This window comes from Flavobacterium movens, assembly GCF_039581425.1.
Classification (GTDB): Bacteria; Bacteroidota; Bacteroidia; order Flavobacteriales; family Flavobacteriaceae; genus Flavobacterium; species Flavobacterium luteolum.
On the sequence record NZ_JBCPXY010000007.1, the window covers coordinates 46417 to 64186 of the forward strand.

The 17770-nt window shown below is 31.7% G+C and carries 18 protein-coding genes; 3 read left to right on the plus strand and 15 right to left on the minus strand.

Going from position 1 to position 17770, the window contains the following annotated elements; translation table 11 throughout:
* Nucleotides 1-7 precede the first annotated feature (7 nt).
* From AAYQ05_RS13650 to AAYQ05_RS13685, 8 genes are all read right to left on the minus strand, one after another.
* On the minus strand, nt 8-511 hold the full coding sequence (locus tag AAYQ05_RS13650) for a hypothetical protein (protein WP_343544031.1): 504 nt from the start codon (nt 509-511) through the stop codon (nt 8-10).
* A 188-nt stretch (nt 512-699) separates the two neighbouring features.
* Nucleotides 700-2532 (minus strand): BamA/TamA family outer membrane protein, encoded by a 1833-nt coding sequence (locus AAYQ05_RS13655; RefSeq protein WP_343544032.1) that lies wholly within the window; start codon nt 2530-2532, stop codon nt 700-702.
* Between the two features lie 79 nt (nt 2533-2611).
* A complete protein-coding gene (locus tag AAYQ05_RS13660; RefSeq protein ID WP_343544033.1) occupies nt 2612-3712 on the minus strand; it encodes an AI-2E family transporter in 1101 nt (366 codons plus the stop codon).
* 103 nt (nt 3713-3815) lie between these two features.
* Complete coding sequence (locus tag AAYQ05_RS13665) at nt 3816-4346, minus strand: mechanosensitive ion channel domain-containing protein (protein WP_343544034.1); 531 nt, start codon at nt 4344-4346, stop codon at nt 3816-3818.
* Nucleotides 4347-4356: 10 nt separating this feature from the next.
* A complete protein-coding gene (locus AAYQ05_RS13670) occupies nt 4357-4941 on the minus strand; it encodes a Maf-like protein (RefSeq protein ID WP_343544035.1) in 585 nt (194 codons plus the stop codon).
* Nucleotides 4934-5860, minus strand: coding sequence for a geranylgeranylglycerol-phosphate geranylgeranyltransferase (locus AAYQ05_RS13675; protein WP_343544036.1), 927 nt, complete (start codon nt 5858-5860; stop codon nt 4934-4936). The genes AAYQ05_RS13670 and AAYQ05_RS13675 overlap by 8 nt, the downstream gene beginning before the upstream one ends.
* Before the next feature lie 109 nt (nt 5861-5969).
* Nucleotides 5970-6497: a KdsC family phosphatase gene (locus AAYQ05_RS13680; protein WP_343544037.1), complete on the minus strand. Its 528-nt coding sequence runs from the start codon at nt 6495-6497 to the stop codon at nt 5970-5972.
* On the minus strand, nt 6481-7242 hold the full coding sequence (locus tag AAYQ05_RS13685; RefSeq protein WP_343544038.1) for a Rossmann-like and DUF2520 domain-containing protein: 762 nt from the start codon (nt 7240-7242) through the stop codon (nt 6481-6483). The genes AAYQ05_RS13680 and AAYQ05_RS13685 overlap by 17 nt, the downstream gene beginning before the upstream one ends.
* 288 nt (nt 7243-7530) lie before the next feature.
* Between AAYQ05_RS13685 and AAYQ05_RS13690 the strand changes: the two genes are divergently transcribed.
* Nucleotides 7531-10746 (plus strand): cytochrome c biogenesis protein CcsA, encoded by a 3216-nt coding sequence (locus AAYQ05_RS13690; RefSeq protein WP_343544039.1) that lies wholly within the window; start codon nt 7531-7533, stop codon nt 10744-10746.
* Nucleotides 10747-10816: 70 nt separating this feature from the next.
* Here AAYQ05_RS13690 and AAYQ05_RS13695 read toward each other — a convergent pair whose 3' ends face one another.
* From AAYQ05_RS13695 to AAYQ05_RS13715, 5 genes are all read right to left on the minus strand, one after another.
* Nucleotides 10817-11545, minus strand: a complete 729-nt coding sequence (locus tag AAYQ05_RS13695; protein WP_343544040.1) for a DUF3667 domain-containing protein — start codon at nt 11543-11545, stop codon at nt 10817-10819.
* A 68-nt stretch (nt 11546-11613) separates the two neighbouring features.
* The gene (locus AAYQ05_RS13700) at nt 11614-12660 is read right to left on the minus strand and encodes a hypothetical protein (RefSeq protein WP_343544041.1); all 1047 of its coding nucleotides are present in this window, start codon (nt 12658-12660) and stop codon (nt 11614-11616) included.
* Nucleotides 12647-13036 (minus strand): DoxX family protein, encoded by a 390-nt coding sequence (locus AAYQ05_RS13705; protein WP_343544042.1) that lies wholly within the window; start codon nt 13034-13036, stop codon nt 12647-12649. The genes AAYQ05_RS13700 and AAYQ05_RS13705 overlap by 14 nt, the downstream gene beginning before the upstream one ends.
* Before the next feature lie 84 nt (nt 13037-13120).
* Nucleotides 13121-13909 (minus strand): anti-sigma factor, encoded by a 789-nt coding sequence (locus AAYQ05_RS13710; protein ID WP_343544043.1) that lies wholly within the window; start codon nt 13907-13909, stop codon nt 13121-13123.
* On the minus strand, nt 13909-14439 hold the full coding sequence (locus AAYQ05_RS13715) for an RNA polymerase sigma factor (protein WP_343544044.1): 531 nt from the start codon (nt 14437-14439) through the stop codon (nt 13909-13911). Before AAYQ05_RS13715 ends, AAYQ05_RS13710 begins: the two co-directional genes overlap by 1 nt.
* A 272-nt stretch (nt 14440-14711) precedes the next feature.
* On the opposite strand from AAYQ05_RS13715, the gene AAYQ05_RS13720 reads away from it, so the two are divergent.
* Together AAYQ05_RS13720 and AAYQ05_RS13725 are read left to right on the plus strand one after the other, a co-directional pair.
* Complete coding sequence (locus tag AAYQ05_RS13720) at nt 14712-14843, plus strand: hypothetical protein (RefSeq protein WP_343544045.1); 132 nt, start codon at nt 14712-14714, stop codon at nt 14841-14843.
* Between the two features lie 387 nt (nt 14844-15230).
* The gene (locus AAYQ05_RS13725) at nt 15231-15818 is read left to right on the plus strand and encodes a glutathione peroxidase (RefSeq protein WP_281632671.1); all 588 of its coding nucleotides are present in this window, start codon (nt 15231-15233) and stop codon (nt 15816-15818) included.
* A gap of 111 nt (nt 15819-15929) precedes the next feature.
* Here AAYQ05_RS13725 and AAYQ05_RS13730 read toward each other — a convergent pair whose 3' ends face one another.
* Entirely contained in the window at nt 15930-16427 is a 498-nt protein-coding gene (locus tag AAYQ05_RS13730) for a GNAT family N-acetyltransferase (protein ID WP_343544046.1), read from the minus strand.
* A 16-nt stretch (nt 16428-16443) separates the two neighbouring features.
* Entirely contained in the window at nt 16444-17619 is a 1176-nt protein-coding gene (locus tag AAYQ05_RS13735) for a thioredoxin family protein (protein WP_343544047.1), read from the minus strand.
* Between the last annotated feature and the right edge of the window lie 151 nt (nt 17620-17770).

A 17770-nucleotide genomic window follows, 5' to 3' on the forward strand; every position in this document is an offset into this window, starting at 1 on the left:
TTAGCAATTATCTTCTTCCATGTCCGTGATCGTGGTGATCATCATGATCGTGGCGATCGTGTTTGTCATGGTGTTTATCATGTTTGTCATAATGTTTGTAGTCTCTACGATCGTTATATCCATATACTGGTCTCGGTCTGTATGGTCTTTGTGCAACTCCATGGTATCCTTTGTAGTATTTTACTCTGTGACGATCAAAGTATGTATAAGGAGTTCTTCCGTGATAGTCTGTCAAAACTACTTTGTAACCACCATATAGATCATAGTTTCTATATTGTCTTGGTAAGTAAGTTGTTCTTACCCATCTTCCACCTCCGAAATAGATAAATTGAGAAGCACGAACATCGTAATAAGCTTCAATATCTGGAAGATAATAATATTCCATATCTGTATATCCTGCAGGTCCCCAAGCTGGTGGGTTTCCTATATTCACGTTTATCGATACTTGGGCTTGCGTGGCGTTTGCAACCATTAGAAATAATCCGGCGATTGCTAATTTTATCGTTTTCATCTTTTTTGTTTTTTTTAAATGTTAATCTTGAATAGGGATATTCATATACTGTGCCAAAAAAATAAAAGAGATGTATTTTGTCGAATAAAAATGCATTTCATCGAGTTAAATAAAAGTGTGTATTACTTAAGTGCTTGATTTATAATAAGTTTTTATACTTAAAAGTTTCTTAAAAAAAAATAAAAAAATTACTTGTAATTGACTACCCTCGGTTTTGCCAACTCAAAAGTTTGGAGTCCGTAATCGGTAGTTTCAAAAGTATTAGTTTTGAAAACATTGTCTCCCTGCTGCGGAATACTTGGATAATAGGACAACGAAAGCTGGAATGAACTGAAAACCAAATAATCATTGCTAATTAATAATCCCACAGTAAGTTTAGAATAGGGTTTACTCTTAGTCATCGCCATTTCCGGACTTCCTAATACTGCAATGGAATAATTGAAAAATGGATTTAAACGAAACCCAAGTAATGCATGTGGAGAATACGTTTGTGTTTGTAAGGATAAAACAGCCTTGCTGGTTCCGTACAAATAACTATTAAATCCAGGAATTCCATTATCTTCATTTATGTTTAATTGATCTCCAATTATATCATCTCGATTTATTCCAATAACTACTTTCGGGTTTACGAATTGCCTAATTTTCCAATTTCCGATGCTAAATAGTTTTGTAAAATAATTGGATTCAAACAGAAATGAGGTTTGATACGTTTTGGATTGATGAAAGAAAGTTCCAGCTTCAAAATTCATACTTAAAAAGCCTAAACGATAATAATTTCCAAAAGAGAATTGAGCCCCGACATAAGGCCGCCAAAAAGTGTTTTTATATTGATATCCAAATGTAACACCATATATTCGCCCAATTGGGACGTCTTCTGTCTGCCCGTTTCTAAAAATATAGCTGTCTTTGATAAATTTTCTTGTGTTGAGACCAATTCCGCTGAGAATGAGCTTTTCAGAAGAATAAAAATGATTCGGATCATAAAGTTCAGAAGGCGATTCACTATAATTTACATTCAAAAAACGTGCTGTTGTAATCAAATTAGTTATGGCATGATTGCTATCTTCATACATTTTAAAAGCATGTCCCGCCCAAACATCTTGCGAAGTATATTTTTTTGGCTGATAAGCAAATGTCGAATCTGGAGCTTGAAGCGTGTCTTTTCTGAAGCTTTCGTCGATATAAAATCCGCCCGCCCATTTGGTCAGTGGAGAGTAGAAGTCTCGTTCAATATCTATACTTTTAATATAGTTATTATCCAAATCCATATTGTAATGAAAGACTGTACCGATATAAGTATTTTTAATATTTGGAACTGTATAAGTTGCTTCATTACCATTTCGACCATCGTCAAAGCGATTAGTGAAACGATATTCCAACTGCTGTCCAGTTCCAAAAAAGTCTTTTTCTTTAAAACCAATTGACATTTGATTGCTAGAAATCGAAAATCTTGGAATAGTACTCCATGAATCTAAGACACGAATCGTAACGTCTACAGAATCTGAAGCTTGCCCAACACTTTGATTCGAAATCCTAACTGCTGTAACATATCGTTGTGCACGAATTAAACGTTCAGACTCTAGCACTTTATAAGTATTGTAAGGAGTATTTTTCTTAAAAAGCAATAAATTATAAATAGCTATTTTTTTTGTTTTTAAGTGAAGCCTATTACCCATTCTTTCTCCCCAATTTTTAGGAATTTGAGTAGTGTCAGCAACAGAATATCCAAAAGGATCTAAAGTGATAATATTGATCTTTCGAATAATCTTTCCATCATAATTTGTTGAATCTATTGGAACCAGCAATTCGTCTTTTTTCTTCGATTTTTTAGACCTAAAGAATAATTTATGCATAGCCTGCGTAAATTTATTTTTCTTAGAATAATTTCTGATTTTAGTATAAATCTCCGTAGTATCTTTTTCCTTCTTTGGCTCTTTCTTATTTTCATTTACCTGCGCATACCCGCTTTGTAAACAAAAGCACAGCAAAATAAAAAACAATATTTTTTTGTTTAAAGACATGCGGTAGTTTTTCTTCTAATAATTTTAAGGTTTATGAATTTAAGGAATAAATAAATGCTATGCTAGCATAACGCTTTTTTTAATTTTCTGTTGTAATTTTTTTCTTTCTCCAGACAAATTTTCTCGGAACATGATTTCCCATCAAGTAGCCCCAAGCTGAAAGTGAATCAATTCGGTCAAAAATAATTTTCAAAATAGCCAAAAGAGGAATGGCTAAAAACATTCCTGCAATTCCTGCAGCGGCTCCTCCAACAATAATTCCCATGATCGACACAAAGGCATTGATTTCTACTTTAGAATTTATAATTAATGGGACGAGTAAATTATTATCAATAAACTGAACAATTATATTCACAATAAGAATTCCGAGAATTACCGAAATTTCTCCAGATCCTGTCAATGAAGCTAAAACGGTAATAACGCCGGCAATAAAAATTCCAATATAAGGAATCAGGTTCAAAATTCCTGTAATTAATCCGAGCAGGATAAAATACTTTACACCAATAATCCATAAACCTAGACTAGTCAATACCGAAACAACAATCATTTCCATAATTAAGCTTACAATATAATTGTTGATGGAAACTTTTATCTGTGACAAAATATCCTGCAGTACAGCGTGGTTTTCCTGTTTTATTAATTTGGCAAAAAACAATTTGAAATGCTCTTTATAAATCAAAAACAAAAAGGTATAAATAATCATAATGGTACTGTCTAAAAGAACATCACTTATCGAAATTATAAAAGATCCTAATTGAGCCTGACCTGTTTTTACAGAATCTTTTGTAACAGAATCCAGATATTTTTTCTGTTCTCCAATACTTACCTGAAAATTTTCTCTTATAAATTTATGAATTTCGATTATAAACGAGTTTGCATTTTTCTTTATTGTTTCAAAATCATTTGCCATGTAAGTGACTTGGTACGAGATAAAAACCAAAATTCCGACCACAATAGAAATAAAAATTGCAAGACAGACTATAGCGGCGAGATGTCTCGGAAATTTAAGTTTGGTCTTTAGAAAAGTAAAAATCGGAAGCAGTAGAACAGCAAATAAAAATGCCATTAAAATGGGGGTAAGAATATCTTTTCCGATGCAAAAAATAAATGCAAAACAAATTAAGGTAACAAGAATAAAAGATAGTTTTGCATAAAATGGTAATGTTATAGGCCGAGTCATTTTGTATTTTATTTAGCTGAATTTATAAAACAAATATTACACTTTATTTGTTTTTTTCTGTTCTAGCTTTTTTGCTGCCCGTTATAAAATTCCCATTATAATTTTAGTCGAAAAACTCGCGCTCCTCGTACTTTGCAGGAATGATGGAAATTCCTTTTTGAAGTAATAGATTGTTTGGAAAAACTATTTTTTCTCCTTCTTTTGTTTTTAAACTGACATGAAAGGTATTAATGTCTTCGATTTCAGCTTCAATAGGAAAATCTTTGTCATGAATTTTAATGGTGTCTCCAATCCTAAAAGGAAAAGAGAAAAACAGAACCATTCCTGAAGTAATATTGCTCAAAATAGACCATTGTGCAAACATGGCAACTCCAATTACAGTTGCAATAGAAGAAATAGTAATAAATATATCTTCTGTTTGAACTCCCCAGATTATAATCAAAATGGTTACAAGAAGTATATTCATTAAAATATTAATATACTTGATCACCAAATTGGTACGATGTTCAAATAATTGGCTTGTAGCCGCAAAACGCCTTATTAGTTTAGCAATTATTATACGTAATACAATCAAAACCCCAATAAGAATGATTGTTGCGATTATTTCTCGGCTATACTCTTTAAAAGAAAACATAAATAAATTTTTACACTAATGTAGTCAAAAATTCGTAAACTTTGGCTGTCGGAAGCCCCATTACATTGGTATAAGAGCCTTCTACTTTTGCAACTGCCATAAAACCAAACCATTCCTGAATTCCGTATGCGCCAGCTTTATCATAAGGTTTGTAGTTTTCAATATAATATAGAATAGCTTCGTCTGATAAATCATTAAAAGTTACTTTGGTAATATCATGTAGAAGAGTAGAGGAGACTGCCGTTTTAAAACAAACAGAAGTAATTACTTCATGTGTTGCATTAGACATTGATTTTATCATTGCAAAAGCCTCTTCAGCATTTTTTGGCTTTCCTAAAGCTTTATTTTGGTGCCAAACAATGGTGTCGCTTGTAACCAAGATTTCATTTTCTTTCAATTCTCCTTCAAAAGCATTGGCCTTTAATTCAGCAAGATAATCGGTAATTTCAGTTGCTTTTAATTCTGGCGGATAAATTTCTTCAACGTTTTTTAAACGAATTTCAAAATCAAGATCCAAATCCTTAAAAAATTGCTGTCTGCGAGGCGAACCCGAAGCTAAAATGATTTTATATTTTTTTAATTTTTCTTTAAGCATTGTATTTGATATTTAAGGCAATAACCAAGATTGATAAAATTCCGAAGAACAAAATAAGTTTCAGGATAGTGCTTAAATGATGAAAATCTTTTTGAGATTTTGCACTAAATATTTTGACAATAAAATAAAGTAAAGGCGCTAAAACAGTTGCAAAAACATAAAATACAGCTATATAAAGCTTATTTTGCATGAAGTAAGTATTGCAGTAAAGTCCTGATAAAATAAAAGAAATTATAGCAAAACCTAATGCTATTTTTGCAGCTCTGTTAACCCCAATTGCAACTGGTAATGTATTCAGTCCCATATTATAATCGCCATTTACATCTTCAATGTCTTTTACAATTTCACGAATAAAATTAATCATAAAAGCAAAAAGGGCATAATCTGTTAAAATAGAAAAAAGACTAGCCATTTGTGCCTGATTTTCGCTCGTCGTAGCCGGAAAAAGATCAAAAACTCCTATAATCAAAACGCTTACAGCCAAAAGCAATGCTACAACAAAATTGCCTAAAATCATGATTTGTTTTAGAGTTGTCGCATAAAAATATAAAAGCGATGCGATTAAAATAAAAAGCGATGCAAAAGTCGGTCTCATGATAATATTTGACAGAATAAAACCAATTGCTACCCCAGATATATTTAAACCTATATAAATATTATAAGCTGCAGTTTCTGTAATTCCTTTGCCTACAACAACGTCATTTGGTTTGTTGATGGTATCTGTTCCTACGTCATAAATATTATTAATAACATAACCTGCCGCGGCAAGCAATACAGTGCTTAAAACTAGTAATCCGTATTGCCAGTCAGCTAATGCCAAAGGAACTTGCTGCTGTTTTAGAAAAGCATAGCGAAAAAGCAGCTGCATGAAAGCAAGCATTAAAAGGTTTTTATAACGAATGAGTTTGAGGAATTTCATTTTTTCTAAGGTTCTGAGATACTAAGGTACTAAGGGGCTAAGTTTTTGTTGAACTGAATATTATGAGAAAAAAACATTCACAATTCACAATTAATAATTTACAATTAAATTAATCGTGTTGTCCGTTAAAGTATTCCATCCATTTCCCTTGCACTTTCATCACTTGCTCTATAACGTCTCTTGCAGCGCCACGTCCGCCTTTTACGTGTGAAATGTATCGACAGATATTTTTAATTTCAGGACTCGCATCTTGAGGGCAGGTAGGAAGTCCGACCAGTTTCATGACATGAAAATCAGGAATATCGTCTCCCATGTACAGTACATTTTCAGGCTTAATGTTGTTGCTTTCGCAGTAAGCATTAAAAGTTTTTACTTTATCAGGAGCTCCTAAATGAATGTCAGAGATACCTAGATTGCGAAGACGAATGCGTACACCTTCATTGCTTCCGCCAGAAATAATGCACACATGATAACCACTTTCGATAGCTGCTTTCATCGCAAAACCATCACGAATATTCATTGTTCTTAACATTTCGCCTTCATTGGTTACAAAAACAGAACTGTCTGTAAGTACGCCGTCTACATCAAAAACAAAGGTTGTGATGTCATTCATTATTTCTTTATAACTTTTTGCCATTATGCTGTATAGATTGTGTTAGGATTTTATAGATATTTTTTTTGTTTTCGTCTTGTAAAAAAGCCAGATGCGCATTAATTGTATTTGAATCGTAGCGTATGGCTGGTCCAGTTTGGGCATCAATCGGATTGAGTGTGTTAATTTTATCAGCAGTTTCCTGAATTAAAGGTCTTAAAACTGCAAATGGCACTTGATTTTCTTCACAGACTTCTTGTCCGATTTGGTACAAATGATTGGTAAAATTGCTCACAAAAACGGCTGCTACATGAAGCGCTTTACGCTGTTCTGAACTAATAGAATAAACGGCTGTAGAGATGCTTTTTGCAACGGTTTCCAAAAGCTTAAAATCGGCTGTGTTTTCTGCTTCTAGACAAAAAGGGATAATAGAATAATTTAATTCTTTATTTTTAGAAAATGTCTGAAGTGGATAAAAAACACCGCGTCGGTTTTTAGGATCTAAAAGCTCAATTGAAGATGTTCCAGAAGTATGAACGACTAATTGATTGTTAAACGGAAGTTGTTCTGAAACTTCTGTAATAGCATTATCTGAGACCGAAATTATATGTAAATCAGCGGGTTCTAATTCGTTGAAATTCGTTATAATCTTTTTGGAATCAGTTAAATGTAGTAAGGCTTCTTTCTTTCTCGAAAAAACCTGTTTAATTTCAACAATTTTGCTGGCAGAAAAAGCCTTTATCAAATGCTGTGCAACATTGCCCGAACCGATTATTGTTATCTGAATCATGAAAGCAAAATTAGTATTATTTTTTTTAATGCAGGAGTCTATTGGATATTGATAATGCTTTTTTGAAGTTTTTATTGTCTTCTGGTTTTTGTTAGAATTCTAACACTTTTTGACTAAAAACAATTATTCAAAAAAAGCGTATCTGTTTTGTAGGTTTAAACTTTCTATATTATCAATTCGTTTGAAAAATAGTCTTTATTTTTGGTTTTTATTAACAAAAGGCAAAGCCTGCTAATCAACATTTTTAAGTACTTTTGTCGCACTTTTATACAATGTAATTCCTAAGAAATGGATAAAAAAATATTCTCTTTTTTGTTTTCTACACGTTTAATGGCCGTTCTTTTTTTAACATTCGCAATTGCAATGGGTGTTGGAACTTTTATCGAAAGTAAATACAATACCGATACAGCCAGAATACTAATTTACAATACCTGGTGGTTTGAAGCGATTATGGCCATTTTTGTGATCAATTTCTTCGGAAACATCAAAAAATATCAATTGCATAAAAAAGAAAAATGGGCAAGCCTTTTATTGCACCTTTCTTTTATTTTTATTCTTTTAGGAGCTTTTATTACTAGATATATTAGTTACGAAGGAATGATGCCAATTCGCGAAGGCGCGGCAGAAAACCAAGTGTATTCAGATAAAACTTTTCTAACCATTTTTGCTGATGGTGAATATAAAGGAGAAATGAAAAGAAGGGTTTTTGAAAAAAGTCTTTTGCTTTCTCCTGTTACCAATAATGATTTTAGTATTTCAGGAAAATTCGACGAAACTCCTTTTGAAGTTACCTATTCGAACTATATCATGGGAGCTAAAGAAGTGGTTAAACCAGATCCAAACGGAACTTTATACCTTAAACTAGTTGAAGCCGGAGCAGGCGGACGTGAAGAACATTATCTGAAAGAAGGTGAAGTTCAGAACATTCACAATGTTTTATTTGCTTTAAATAAGCAGACAGACGGTGCAATTAACATTAATACAACTGGAAAGGAATATACGATCCAAACTCCTTTTGAAGGTGAGTTTATGCGAATGGCAGATCAATTTAAAGGAAAAGTTACAAAAGATAATGTACAACCTTTAATGATGCGTTCTTTATACAGCATTGGAGATATTAGAATTGTATTTCCAGAGCCTCCAATGAAAGGGAAAGTAGATTACGAATCGAATAATGATTTTAAAGCAAAATCTCATTCTGACGCTTTAGTAGTTAAAGTAAAAGCTGAAGGACAAGAAAAAGAAGTAATGGTTTTTGGTTCTAAAGGTCAAGTTGGAGAAGCTAAAACGGTTAAAATCGGTAATATTGAATATTCTATTTTCTTTGGAAGTAAAGCATATATTTTACCATTTAAAATTCGTTTAAATGATTTTATTGCCGACAAATATCCTGGAACAGAAAAAAGCTATTCTGCTTTTAAAAGTAAAGTTACCGTTCAGGATTCTACAGAAACTTTTGATGCAGATATTTTCATGAATCACGTTTTGGATTATAAAGGATATCGTTTCTTCCAGTCTTCATTTGATCCAGATGAAAAGGGAACAGTTTTATCTGTAAACCATGATTTCTGGGGAACTAACATTACTTATTTGGGATACTTTTTATTATATATCGGTTTAATGGCAATTATGTTTACAAAGAACTCTCGTTTTGGCGATTTGAAACGTAAGCTTGAAGCTGTTAAAAAGAAAAAAGAAAAACTAATTACGATTTTAGTTTTAATGTTGAGTTTGAGCGGTTTTGCACAGCAGTCACCGCATGTTCACTCACATGATCATGATCACGAGCATTCCGCAGATCCTAATGATCACGCGAATCACGTTACTGCGCCACCAAGCAAAAAGCAATTAGATTCTTTATTGAATATCTATAAAGCTCCGGAAGCGCACGCAGCAAAATTTGGACGTTTGATTATTCAGGACGCTGGAGGTAGAATGAAGCCGATTAATACGTTTTCATCTGAATTACTTCGTAAAGTAAGCCATGATGACAAATACAACGAAATGAATTCTGATCAGGTATTTTTGTCTATGACGCAATATGCTCAGGTTTGGATTCAGGTTCCTATTATTTACATCAACACAAAAAATGACAGTATACGTAAAATTATTGGTATTGATTCTAAAGATAAGTATGCTCCGTTTGTAAAATTCTTTGATGAGCAGGGAAATTATAAACTATCACCATATTTAGATGCGGCTTATAAAGCGGCAAATCCAAATAGTTTTGAGAAAGATTTTATTGAAACCGATAAAAAGGTAAATTTAATGGAGTCTGCTTTAAGCGGAAGTATTCTAAAGATTTTCCCTATTCCAAATGATCCAAACCACAAATGGGTTTCTTATTTAGAGCGTGAAGGAGCTGGATTTAAAGGAATGGATTCCACTTACGTGAAACAAATTCTGCCTTTATATTTTAGTGCTCTGAATAACGGTTCTATTTCGAAAAACTTTGATACAGCTGATAATTTAGTAGAAAGCATCAATGGTTTTCAAAAGAAATTTGGAGCCAAAGTAAGACCAAGCGAGAAGAAAATTGATGCTGAAATTGCCTATAACAAATACGACGTCTTTCAGAAATTACCGTATTGGTATATTACAGCAGCAAGTTTTATGTTCATTTTTATTATTGTCAATATTTTCTTTGAGAAAAAATGGCTTCGCATTACAATAAATGCATTCCACATAATAATTGGATTATTATTTGCGCTTCATACATTAGGATTAATAGCACGTTGGTATATTTCTGGTCACGCTCCTTGGAGTAATGCTTACGAATCTATTGTATATGTGGCTTGGTCAACTATGTTCTTCGGATTGGCTTTCGACAGAAAATCAAAATTAACTGTTGCTTCATCGGCTTTTGTTACTGCTATGATTTTAATGGCAGCATACTTGAACTGGATTGATCCTGAAATTGCAAACTTACAGCCAGTTCTTAATTCATATTGGTTAATGATTCACGTTGCAGTTATTGTAGGTAGTTATGGCCCAACTGCATTAGGAATGATCTTAGGTTTTGTATCATTATTATTGATTTTGTTTACAACTGAGAAAAACAAAGCCAAAATGGAACTTAACATTAAAGAGATTACCTATATCAACGAAATGTCTTTAACAATTGGTCTTATCATGCTAACGATTGGAAACTTCTTAGGAGGACAATGGGCAAATGAAAGTTGGGGACGCTACTGGGGATGGGATCCAAAAGAAACTTGGGCTTTAATCTCGATTATGATTTATGCTTTTGTAATTCACGCTCGTTTTGTTCCTGCTTTAAGAGGAAAATGGTTCTTTAACTTAATGAGTATGTATGCTTTTGTTTCGATCTTATTTACTTATTATGGAGTAAACTTCCACTTAGTTGGTTTACACTCTTACGCAAGTGGAGAAGCACATTCATTAAACTGGATTTATTACTGCTTGATTACAATTTCTATAATTGGAGCGGTAACCTATCCAAAGTACCGTAAATACTATAAAACTAAAAAAGTAAAGAAATAGATAATTTGCAATAATTATTAATTCATAAAAAAGGCTCAACACGATGTTGAGCCTTTTTTTATATCAAATTTTAAAGTTTACCAAAGAGGAGAAGTACAATAGCAGTTATTAGGAAAAAGCAAATTAGAAAAATAAGATGACTCAAAAGCGTTAAGAAAAATGCTTTGATTTTAGACATTTTATTAAAAAACTGAATGTTCGTCCAAAAGATTAAAATAATGCCAATAACATACATTACATTGTTGTACTGTGCTATATGTGAAGTATGATTTAGAAAAATCAATACAGGCATTGTTATTAATTGTACAGATATTCTTTGAGCCGCCTTAAAAGTATTGAGTACAAAAAGTTCAACAAAATTATATCCCTGTTTTCTAAAAACAAGATAAGTGCCAATAGTATAGATCGGAATTGACCCCACTGTGACCCAAGAAAAATGGGTAGCAAACCATTCGTTTATATAATCAGAATCGATATCTGAAGTCTTTGCTGTTTCAAAAGTATTAATATGAAAGAAATGATATAAAAGACCATAAAGTGTTGCGAGAACTACAACCAAAGATAAAGGCTTAAAATGACGAACTCTTTTTCCTTCAATAAATTCACGAATAGAATGCCCAGGTTTGGTAAATAATTGTTTCAAAGAATACAAAATACCTTTATCAAAATGCAATAAACCATGCTGAATATCATGCCATAAAAAATGAGCATTTATTTTGTGCGTTTCTGCGGGCTGACCACAGTTGTTACAATAATGACCTTTAAAAATCTGATGACAATTTTTGCAAATGATTTCCATTTATATACTTTTTTAGGTTCTAAAATTATTAGCAAATACTCTTTTCTCTAGAAATAAAATTGAATAGACTAATAATAGTCATAAGTATATTTATATACTTGTTTTGAATGATTAGAAGTGCTTATTGTTTCGGTTACTCTTTTATTAGAATCATAAACATAATTCGTAACAAATTTTCCTCCATTCTGAAAATCTTCATATATATTTTGTTCTAATAGACCATCTTTATATGTACAAGAAGTTATGTTCGCAAGTATATCACCCTCAAACTCTTTTTTTTCAACACATAATCCTTTATCATATTTATACTTTATAGTTTTTTGTTTTTCAACTTCAATTAATATATTATTAGAGGAGTCTAAAGTCTGTACTATTTTGCCTTTTCCAATCATATCAGTATTAGAGACGATAGTTATAGTATTGCCAGAATAATAGAACTTTTTGTCAGAGGTGATTTTATTTCTTGAATTAAAGTATTTTTCATTTAATGGCCTTAACTTGTTGTCATATTCAGCTGAAAATGAAATATATTTAGGTTCCTTCATTAAATTTTTGAAAGCAAAAGAATTAAACATGCTTATGGTGTCATGAATAGAGGCAACCTCTTTAGCGTATTTATAATATTCTTCATCAGACCCAACTACTTCATAAGCATCATCAATGCTAATAGTATCTTTTCCAACAATAGTATATTCAACTCCGTTCGCTTTATTTTTTAAATATTGATCATGCTCAAGTTGATATTTTTTTTCATCTTCAGTAAGATAAGAGTAAACTTTTGTTTTGTTTTTGAAATATTTTACCTCCTCACAACTAAAACCTCTGACTGGGTCAACTTGAATTTTTTTTATAATTCTGTTCTTATTGTCATATTTATAATACTTTATAAAATAGGAACGTTCTATTGAAAAATACGGCATCCCATTTAGATCAAAGTAATACTCTTCTGAAATTGTATCATTTAATTTTACAGTCAGTTTCTTTATTCCCTTGTCGCTTTTATTCAGAGATTTATACTCATCAACAGGAATATGCTGCGAGAAAATGAGTCCACTAAATAATAAAGTGATAAAAAGAACTGTTTTTCGAAAGTGATATTTTTTATTTTTTTTCATTACTTACTTGAAAACCGTTAGGATACATAATTGCCATTAGAACTATTATCAGTAGAAAATTATACTCAACACCATTTCTTCCGCCGCCAACAACAAACCAACCTTCTTTAAAGTGCACTAGAATGATTCCCATTATAAGAACGAAAATGGTAACAAAACCAGCAAGTTTAATATATTTATTGGCTAATAAAAGTATTGCAGCAACAACATGAGATAATTTGATGCTCCAAGCGAGGAATACACCATACGGGGCAAAACCAATTTGGTTGAGGAAAAGATTTCCAAAATCATTAATACCGTTATTAAACATTCCGGAAATAGAATGGGTGAGGAGAATGATCGCCATAGCGATTCTCAGGAGTAAATTTGCATTCATAAATTGGTTTTTGGTAAATTAAATATAATAAAAAAACGCATATTACAGAGAATATGCGTTTTAGCTTTTTATAAAAGATTAATTTTAAACTTTTCCTAAAGTATAAAGCTGTTCCATTGTTGGAGTTGGACTTCCGCCGGCTGGCTCCAAAGTAATTCCGAAAGCTTCTGCAGAATCCGTTTGTTCTACAGCAAAGATTTTTTGTTTATTTCCTTCAAAATTATCCAATAAACCAATACTTGTTGGCGTAAGAACAGGACTTAACTTTAAAGACCAAACCTGATAAACCATTCCTTTTGGAGGAGTTGGCAAACCTGCCGCATCGATATAAGTGGTTTTAGTCTGTTTATTCCAATATACTTTTGCAAAAGAAGCAGGAGAAACAGCCTGTCCGCCAAGAGTTACACCTGTATTTTTAATATCTCTTACGATACTCAAGTTTTTCTCGGTTTGTTTATTCTGCTGATCTAAGAAGGCATATTCGCGCTGAATTTTGTTCTTTTCATTTCCAACAGTAGAAATCGCTTCTTTTGTTTTTGTCAATTCTAAAGTCTGATATCCTAAACCTAAAAGCAACAGCACTGCTGCGGCCCAACCAACATATTGTGACCAGTTTGATGCTGGTTTCATGTCGACTACTTTTCCGTGTTTAAGTTCAAGACGAGCTTTAATTTTTTCGAAATTCTCTACAGAATGGAAAGGAGAGAAGCTAGAAGAAAGCGCGATGACAGCCTTTTCTATCGAGATAATTTCCTGATCCATTTCTGGGTTCTTTTTTGCCATTTCGGCAATTTCGAGATTTTCTTTTTCACTTAATAGACCGTAAACATACAGCTCTAAAATTCCTGATTCTATATATTCTTGTGCTTCCATTATATCTTCAAATAATTACGTAAATCGTTAATACAGTTTCTGTTTTGAGTTTTGATAGTCCCCAGTGGCATTGCCAATTCTTCTGAAGCTTCTTGCTGGGTGTATCCTTTAAAGAATAATAAATTGATTATTTCGATACATTTTGGTTTTAGTTTTTTTACAAACTCCTGAATTCCAATTGCATCAAGTTTATGACTCAATTTATTGCTCTCGTCTAAGAGATTTACGAAATTATCTGATGAAAGGTTTTTTTGGCTGTTGTTATAGTCTTTAGAACGAAGTTTATCGATTGAAGTGTTTCGGGCGATATTAAGTATCCAAGTATAAAATCGTCCTTTGCTTTCATTGTAAGTGTCGATGTTTTTCCAGATTTTGACAAAAACATCCTGAAGAACATCTTCAGCTTCTTCTCGATTTTTGATTAAGACATGAATGACAGAAAATAGGCTTTTTGAGTACATATCGTACAAATGCGTAAAAGCTTTTTCGTCTTTTTTGTAAATTAAAACTAACAGTTCTTCTTGACTCATAGATTTGGATTTTTAAGTTTAAACATTAAAAAATAAAACATTATATGTTAACCTGTCATAAAGTTAATTTATTTTTTCTTCATTTTTTTATTTTTTTTTAATAGTCCAAAACCTAAGAAAATAAAGGGTTCAGAAAAAAAAAGCATATTTTTTTCATTTTTTTAAAACCAAAAACAATCCAATTACGTAAATGTTTTTAATAAGGTCAGAAAGATCTTAGACAAAGTGACCAAAAACATAAAAAGCTGTTGTTAAAATATTATTAAAAATCTATGGATAGCAAAATAATAGTCAAAATATTAATAGTGGGATTAACAACAGTTTTGGCATTATCTGTTTTTACTAAAAAGGATTTTTTAGGAGATGCTTTGTCACGATGCACAAAAGAATACCGTGCTTATTAATAATTAGTAAGAATTCATTAGAAATAAGAAAAGAGAAAATATTATATAGTTGATGTACTCGGACTTCCAGGTCGAAGATTTTTTTAATATGTCTTCGGATATTTTAGGATTTAAATTTACATCAATACAAGCCATTAAAAGATTTTTTTAAAGCCATTTGACATATTGGGGGGAAAGAAATTTTCGAACACAACCGAGTCATCAACTATAATTTATAAAAGATTGCATAATAATTAATTCATGGTTTGATTTGTTTGTATGGGGGGAAGCCTAACGTCTGATTAACGTTAGGCTTCATTTTTTTATTTAACTTTTGATTGGCAAAAATTAAAGATCCAAAATAGTTTTGTGAAACGGATTTTAGCTAATTTTATAAAAAATTATAAGATGAAAAAAGTACTATTTATACTATTTGGAGCCGCTCTTTTATCTGTAACAGGATTAAATGCTCAAACTAGTTCAAACAAATTATCTAAAAAAGATAAAACCATGGCAAAAGAAACTATTTATCAATTTAAAGTAGAAGATCTATCTGGAGATACTTTTGACTTTGCTTCTTTAAAAGGCAAAAAAATCATGATTGTCAACACTGCTTCAAAATGCGGTTTAACACCTCAGTACAAAGATTTAGAAGCAGTTTATAAAGAGTATAAAGATAAAGGTTTCGTAATTGTTGGATTCCCTGCAAACAACTTTGCATCTCAAGAACCAGGAACAGCTAAGGAAATTGAAACTTTCTGCCAACAGAATTATGGCGTGACTTTTCCTATGATGAACAAGGTTTCTGTTAAGGGAAGCGATATGTGTGAAGTTTATAAATTCTTAACTGAGAAATCGAGAAACGGTTTACAGGATTCTGAAGTAGAATGGAATTTTCAAAAGTACCTAATCAACGAAAAAGGGGAATTGGTTAAAGTAATTAAACCAAAAACTTTAGTAACAGAACCTGAAGTGATCAATTGGATTAAAAGCTAAAAAGCATAAAAAAAAGCTCAAATTTGAAATTTCAAATTTGAGCTTTTTTTTAGTTTCAAAGGTAGAAAGAAGCAAAGGAACAGAGTTTTAAATACTTTGCGAACTTTGTGGTTAAACTAAAATAAGCTGCATAAAAACCAAATCCAGCCAGTGATCAAATTTATAGCCTACTTCGCGAATTGTTCCTGTAGCTACAAATCCGAATTTTTCGTGAAAAGCGATACTTCCTGCGTTATCGGCATCAATCGCACCGATCATTACGTGATATCCTTGTTCTTTTGCTAAACGAATTAATTCTGTTAAAAGCTTTGAGCCAATTCCTTTTCCTATAATGTTATCAACAACATATACAGAATGCTCCACAGTGTATTGATAGCCAATTTTTTCTCTAAACTGTCCATAACTTCCAAAACCAACCACTTCACCATCTAAATCAGCGACAATTACAGGAAGATTTTTGGCTTTTTTATCTTCAAACCATTTGGTCTGAACTTCTAAAGTTTGGGTTACGTAACTGTAATTTGCGGTGGTATGTAAAATCGAATGATTTACAATTTCTAGAATCTTTTGTAAATCGTTTGCCGTTGCAGGTCGTAAAATAATGCTCATTGGTTATTATTACAGGTTATTTGGTGTTTAATTCAGCTAATAGAGTATCTGCTTCTTTAGAATTCCAGTCCATTTCTTTTGCAATGGCTTTGGCATTTTTGGCATATTCTAAAGCTTTTTTTTTGTCTTTTATTTTGTTATAAAGTTTGGCCTCAAGCAAATTTCCATCGTAAGAATCGCTTAATTCTAAAGAGCGATCAACCCAGAAAATAGCTTTTTTTAAACTCTCCTTATCTTTAATATGCTTAAAATAAGTATTTCCAATATCTTTCAAAAAGCTAGCATCGTTCCAAACTAATTTCTGAGTATCTTCAAGCGTAACTTTTTTATAAAAATCCCATTTTTCAGTTCTTTCTGCCAAAGTTAAATCATATTTAAAAACTAGCGAATCAGTTTTTTGCAATCGAATAGATTTGGCAATTTCTCTTTGTTTATAATAGTTTATAGTGTCTAAATTATCAACCAAAGGGCGAAGCAATTCATTTACAATACTTTCGATTTTTCTGTCAACACGACTTTGAGAAGCTACAGCAGCAAATTCTTTCTGATGATTTATAACATACTGAAATTCTCTAGATTTAATATCGGTTACACCATTTGCAATAACACGCCAGTTTAATTCGCTTACCAATTGTTTGTCAGTTTGCGTATTTAGATAAATATGTGTTGGTATTGATAATTCTGTTCTGTCTTTTCCTTTTTTTAAAGTGTTCAGATAAGCAAAGAATTTATCAGAATTACTAGGGTCAGCAAGAAACTGTTTCTCTAAATGAGGCAACTGCATTTGAGGTTTTAAAGCATTATTTAATTCATTTAGAAATTCTGGCTTTTTCATTTCGCCTTTCAGCGCATAAATCAGCGTTTCATTGTTGTCAAGAAATAAGAATGTAGGAAGCGATTTTGTATTAAATTGATTCTTTAAAGCGATTCCTTCCTCTTTTTCTATATTTTTATAAGTGCAGATGAAATTTTTATTTAAAAATTCCATAATAGCTGGATCACTTAAAACTTCTGTTTTCATTAAATTACAATGCGGACACCAATCTGCATATAACATTACAAAAACTGGTTTTCCTTCTTTTTTTGCATTTTCTAAAGCTGTTTTATAAGGAACATCAACAGGCACAAACTTATTTTGTGCTGCAATAGTTTGAAAAGTAACAGATAAAAAAAGTATAAATAAGAAACGCATATAAGGCAAGGCTTTTATTAATCATTCGATTTTACAAATATATTCGCTTTTTCTAGAAAGAACCTTAATATATTCCTAATTATAATATAAATCAAATGTGAAGTTTGTAACTTTGTAAACAAGATAAAGAAAAATCAGACTAAAAGATTTT